The sequence below is a fragment of the Rhodothermales bacterium genome (assembly GCA_034439735.1).
In the GTDB taxonomy this organism is placed as follows: Bacteria; Bacteroidota; Rhodothermia; order Rhodothermales; family JAHQVL01; genus JAWKNW01.
Genome location: JAWXAX010000267.1, coordinates 1 through 4,928, shown reverse-complemented (window position 1 = coordinate 4,928; position 4,928 = coordinate 1). Strand labels below are relative to the sequence as shown.

General features: G+C 59.9%; 3 protein-coding genes. All 3 read right to left on the bottom strand.

All coding sequences use genetic code 11. From position 1 onward, the window contains the following. A partial coding sequence (locus SH809_18735; GenBank protein ID MDZ4701756.1) for a two-component regulator propeller domain-containing protein occupies positions 1 to 2,799 on the bottom strand: 2,799 nt, incomplete at its 3' end. Positions 2,800 to 3,043: 244 nt separating this feature from the next. Then, a complete protein-coding gene (locus SH809_18730) occupies positions 3,044 to 3,730 on the bottom strand; it encodes a hypothetical protein (GenBank protein ID MDZ4701755.1) in 687 nt (228 codons plus the stop codon). 230 nt (positions 3,731 to 3,960) lie between these two features. Further along, the coding region (locus tag SH809_18725) for a response regulator (GenBank protein ID MDZ4701754.1) at positions 3,961 to 4,928 on the bottom strand (968 nt) is incomplete at its 5' end.

Genomic DNA, 4,928 nt, shown 5'->3' with positions numbered 1-4,928 from the left:
CGCGCGGTGCATGGGGCCGAGCTGGTGAAGTAGGCGGGGGTTGATCTCCCCGTACGCGCCGGCGAGGGCATCGCGGATGGGGCCGAGGAGGAGCGTGAGGGGCGTGCGGAACTCGTGGGAGAGGTTGACGAAGAAGCGAGTTTTGGTGCGGTCCAGGTCTTCGACGAGGCGGGCGTGTTCGTGCGAGGCGCGCATGCGCTCGCGAGCGATGAGGCGGGCGCGCCGCATGCGGTCGACGGCGAAGATGAGGCCGGCCGCGAGCAGGACGTAGCATAGATAAGCCAGGGGATGCCGCCACCAGGGGGGGAGTATGGTGAAGGCGAACGTCCTGTCTTCGCTCCAGTAGCCATCGGGGTTGGCGGCGCGAACGCGGAAGGTGAAGTCGCCGGCCGGCAGGCGGGGGTAACGAACGGAGCGCCGAGCGCCGGCGTCGATCCAGTCGGCGTCGTAGCCATCGAGCCGGTACATATAACGGATCTGCTCCGGATCATCGTAGTGCAGTCCGATATACGAGAGTTCAACATCACGTTCATCGAAACGCAACACCGAGTTACCCGTCTCTGTTTTTTCGGGGGATAAACCGGACGAGCCCACGAAACGATCGATGTAAACGCGGGGTGCGATGAGGTTCTCCAGCGCTTTTACGCGATCTGGATGAAACGCCAGAAACCCATTGAGTCCACCGATAATGATTTCCCCGGCTTCGTTCCTGATGGCTGAGGTTGTGTACAAAAAGTTCTTCTGGAGATCGTTTTCGCCTACAAAATGACGAAAACGTCCTGTCGAGAATTGATAGCGGGTAAGGCCGGCCGTTGTGACGATCCATAACTCATCGTCACCATGAGGAATGATATGTGCGACGATGGTGCTCGGCAGGCCATCCTGGCTGGTCAAACGCGTCCACGTCCCATCGAGCGCTCGCCAGAACAATCCGAGATAGGAGGATACCCACAGTTCGCCATTGGGGCGTTCATGAATACTCGTGATATAACTTCTATCGGGCAAGTGCTGATGGAAGCGCCACTCCGTCCCGAAGCGCTCCATTTGAAAGAGCCCCCCATCTCGCGTACCGATCCAACAACCCGTCAGGCGGCTGCAATAGCTCTGCGTGATGAAGGCGTCATGCAATCCATAGCGGTCTGCGCTGGCTTCAATCCGCTCACAGGTATCATTGCCATTCTCACAAATCCTTAAGCCGGCTCCCCAGGAGTCCTTGATGTGGAATTCGCCGTCGATGGAGAGGCCGCGTACATCCGGAATCTGGTTAAAATCCGGGTGATCGTCCGGAAAATTCTCAAAGTGATTCGTGATCCGTCCCGTCGAGAGGTCGAGACTGCTTAAACCAGTTATCGTCCTCAGCCACAACCGGTTGGGGTCCGTGGCAAAGGGAGCAATACGATAGACGAAGTCATTACCCAGGCTCGCTGGATCCGAAGGGTCATTTCGGTAAACACGGACGGCGCCGGTCCGTCGATCCACCCGATTTACTCCACCGAAGAAGGTGCCGAACCAGAGGTATCCCTGGTTGTCTTCGTACGCCGCCGCGATTCGACCGTCGGATAGGGCCGGCGACGTGCTGGATCGAAAGCGGTAAAAATCGAACCGACCTGTGGTAGACCGAATCCGATTGATGCCTCCCCAGGTGAGCACCCACTTGGTCCCCTCCCTGGTTTCCAGCATACCCCACAGACTGTCTTCGATCAGGCCTTCAGGATCGGAGGGGTCGGCCTCATAATGCTGCATCACTCCGGTATCGGGGTTGTATCGGTTGAGGCCCAGTTCAAAGCCGCCGATCCAGATGATCCCCTCGGAATCCTCGTGAATGAATCGTATGCCCGGCTCCAGTGGATCGGAGCCATGCACGACAGCATCTCTTTGTCTGGGGGCGCTCAGAGCGTCCGGTTGGCCAGGATCGAAGGCTAGGTGTACAACCTCGTCCCGGGTTCGGTCATAGCGGTGGAGTCCGTCTTCACTCCACATCCCAAACCAGACCGATCCTCTCCTATCCACCAGGATCGATTCCACTTCGAGGTCGTGTGTATGGCCGCTCTCTGGACCGCTGTGATAATACTTCTGGAAGGTTTCCGTCTCCGGATCGAAGCGGAGCAGTCCTCCGATCAATCGATTCTCCGCGTTGGCCTCCCAGGGCCATCCGTCGGCTCCCCCGAGCCAGAGTTTACCATCGATGTCTTGCGCAATCGCGCGTACCCAGCCGATCGAAAGCCGACGTCCATCGGGCTCGGTGTAGTAAATCGGCCTGAAGGTTCCACGCACCGGGTCGAACAGATTGAGCCCAGTGGAGGTGCCTATCCAGTATCGCCCGCTCGAATCACGGGCGAACGCACTGATTCTATTGCTGCCGATCGAACTGGAATCCGCGGGATCGTGCTCATACCTGGCGAGGACCCGGCGTGTGACGGGATCGAAGTGTTCAAGGCCGGCCGCCGTACCGAACCAGAACGTCCCGTCCACATCTTTGGACATGAAGCCGTCCCCGGACCAGACCGTACGCACCGAGGCAGGGTCTTCGGGGTCACGTTCGATCGGCGTGAAGGTGTACCCGTCGAAGCGCAGTAGACCATAGCGGGTCGCAAACCAGACAAATCCTGCGTCGTCTTGAAGGGCCGCGTAAAAGCGCCATCCGAAGGCACCCTGCTCAATCGGCATCCGATCGAACTGGATACGCGGCTCCCACGGCCGGTCGACGCCGGTATACGGCACCACCTGCGCCCGACCGTCGGCGCATACCAGTACGAACACACCGCAAAGGAGGGCACGAAGCGTCTTGTAGCCGAACATTGGTCGAGAGAAAATAACAGGGTACGCCGGTTTTCTTCCGTCCCTTCCGGCTCTTTCCTGGGCGCCGTGAAAATCTCATAGCTAACATATTATCTGTGAGGTTGTCAAACCCGATGCGATATAATCTTTTCTTTTCGGGGTGCTTCCCGGCTCGTGTGCCTTTTTCGGCATCTCCAGAAACCGAAAAATCCCCCGCCACACCAGGTAGCGGAGGATTTTCCGGGCTTGCAGTAAAGAAGGGGGATCAGGGTAGATGAATCACTAGCTGCGGGTCAAAGCAATGGACACCAAGCGCGTTAGCGCCTTCGGAGCAGCCCCCCAACAGCGTGTGGGTTTGCGCATACAGCATGTCGGGGTCATCCGAGGCCAGGCCGTGATATTTAACAAGCAAGTGGAATTCGGCCCCCATCGGATTCTGAAGACCGCTCCCCGGCCATGCAATCTGGTCGGGATTAGTGGGGAAAAATCCTTTCGGGACGCGGGCTTTGAAGTAGCCGTGTCCGCTGGCCTCCACCACGCCGCCAGTACCCCAGTACGCCGACCCATCGGTTTCCTCCTGCCGCTGAAAGAGATCGACTAGACTGCACGGAGTGGTGAGGCAATTCTCCGGTTTATTTAATAATATCGTCCATACGGTATATGCGCCCATGGGCAGTCCAGTCGTATTGATGGTGTACTCGACGAAGTCGCTCGTACGAACGAGCTTAGACTCGCCGCCATTTGTTGGAGGGTAAAAAACGCCCACAGGAAGCACCCCTCCCCCAACGCTTCCTGACGCTTGAAAGGGCAACATCTCGGACGAACTCACCGTGCGCACGCCATTGGCGCCGGGGATTTCAGGGGCCTCCGCATCGCTGATCGACGCGCTATCACAGGCGGAAAGGGCAAACATACAGCCTACAAACAGCAGGCCCGGTAGAAAAGTTTTCATTGGAGTACCTCTAGATGGGACGTTTGGGAAAGGGGACAGACTATTTGACACACCCAAGCTACCCAAACCACATGGTGGCAAATCGGACATCAAGGTGCGGAATGGATCATCCGCCGAAAAGAGCCCCATTTCTGTCCGATTTATCCACCCGCAAACGTTGGCCGGATATTCGAGGGTATGAGACGACTTAAGGTCGCCAGTCCATACTCATAGGGGTCCTTCATCCCCCCTCACCCCCACCGCGACGGCGGCTTGCCGTACGTTTTCTGAAACAGCCGGGCAAAATGCCTCGGGTCCCGGAACCCCACCCGGTACGCCACTTCGGACACATTGCCGGCTTTCTGCTCCAGCAGCTGCCGCGCCCGCTCCAGCCGGCTCTCCTGGATGTACCCGTGCGCCGTCCGGCCCGTCAGCTCGTGTATCCGGCGCTGCAGCTGGCGCCGGCCCAGACCCACTTCCTCTGCCAACCGCTCCACCCCGAACTGGCTCTCTCCCATCTGCGCCTCGATCACCGAGCGCACCTTCTCCAGCCATGCCGCGTCGGCCGACGTTACCGTGATCTGCGTCGGCTTCAGCACGACCTCCTGGCGGTACTGCTTCTTCAGCGACTGATTCCGGTGGATCAGGTTCTCCGTCCGCGCCAGCAGTTCGCGCGCACTGAAGGGTTTGTACAGGTAGTCGTCCGCCCCGGCCTTGAGGCCTTCAATCTTGTCCTCCTCCGCCGCCTTCGCCGTCAGCAGCACCACGGGGATGTCCTGCGTCCGGCGGTCCTTCCGCAGCGCCGCGCAGAGCCCGTAGCCGTCCAGCCTGGGCATCATCACGTCGCTGATGACCAGGTCCGGCAGCGCGGACAGGGCCAGCGCCAGGCCGGCCTCGCCGTCTTCGGCTTCGAGGACGTGGTAGGCCAGCAAGTGGCTCTTCAGGTAGGCGCGGACGTCGGCGTTGTCCTCGACGAGGAGGATCGTGGGGATGGGCTGTGCCGATGAGGCGTGCGCCGGTGTAGCCGGGGTGGACCCCAACGATCCACCGCCCCCCATCCCGTCAACCTCGTCCACCCCGGACGCCGAAGGCGAATGCTCAACGTCCGCCTCCTCGGCGATCACCTCCTCGTCCTTCAGGTGGGCGCGGCCCCTTGGCAGCGTCAGCGTAAACGTGCTGCCGAAGCCTACCTGGCTCTCGGCCGCGAGCGCGCCGTGGT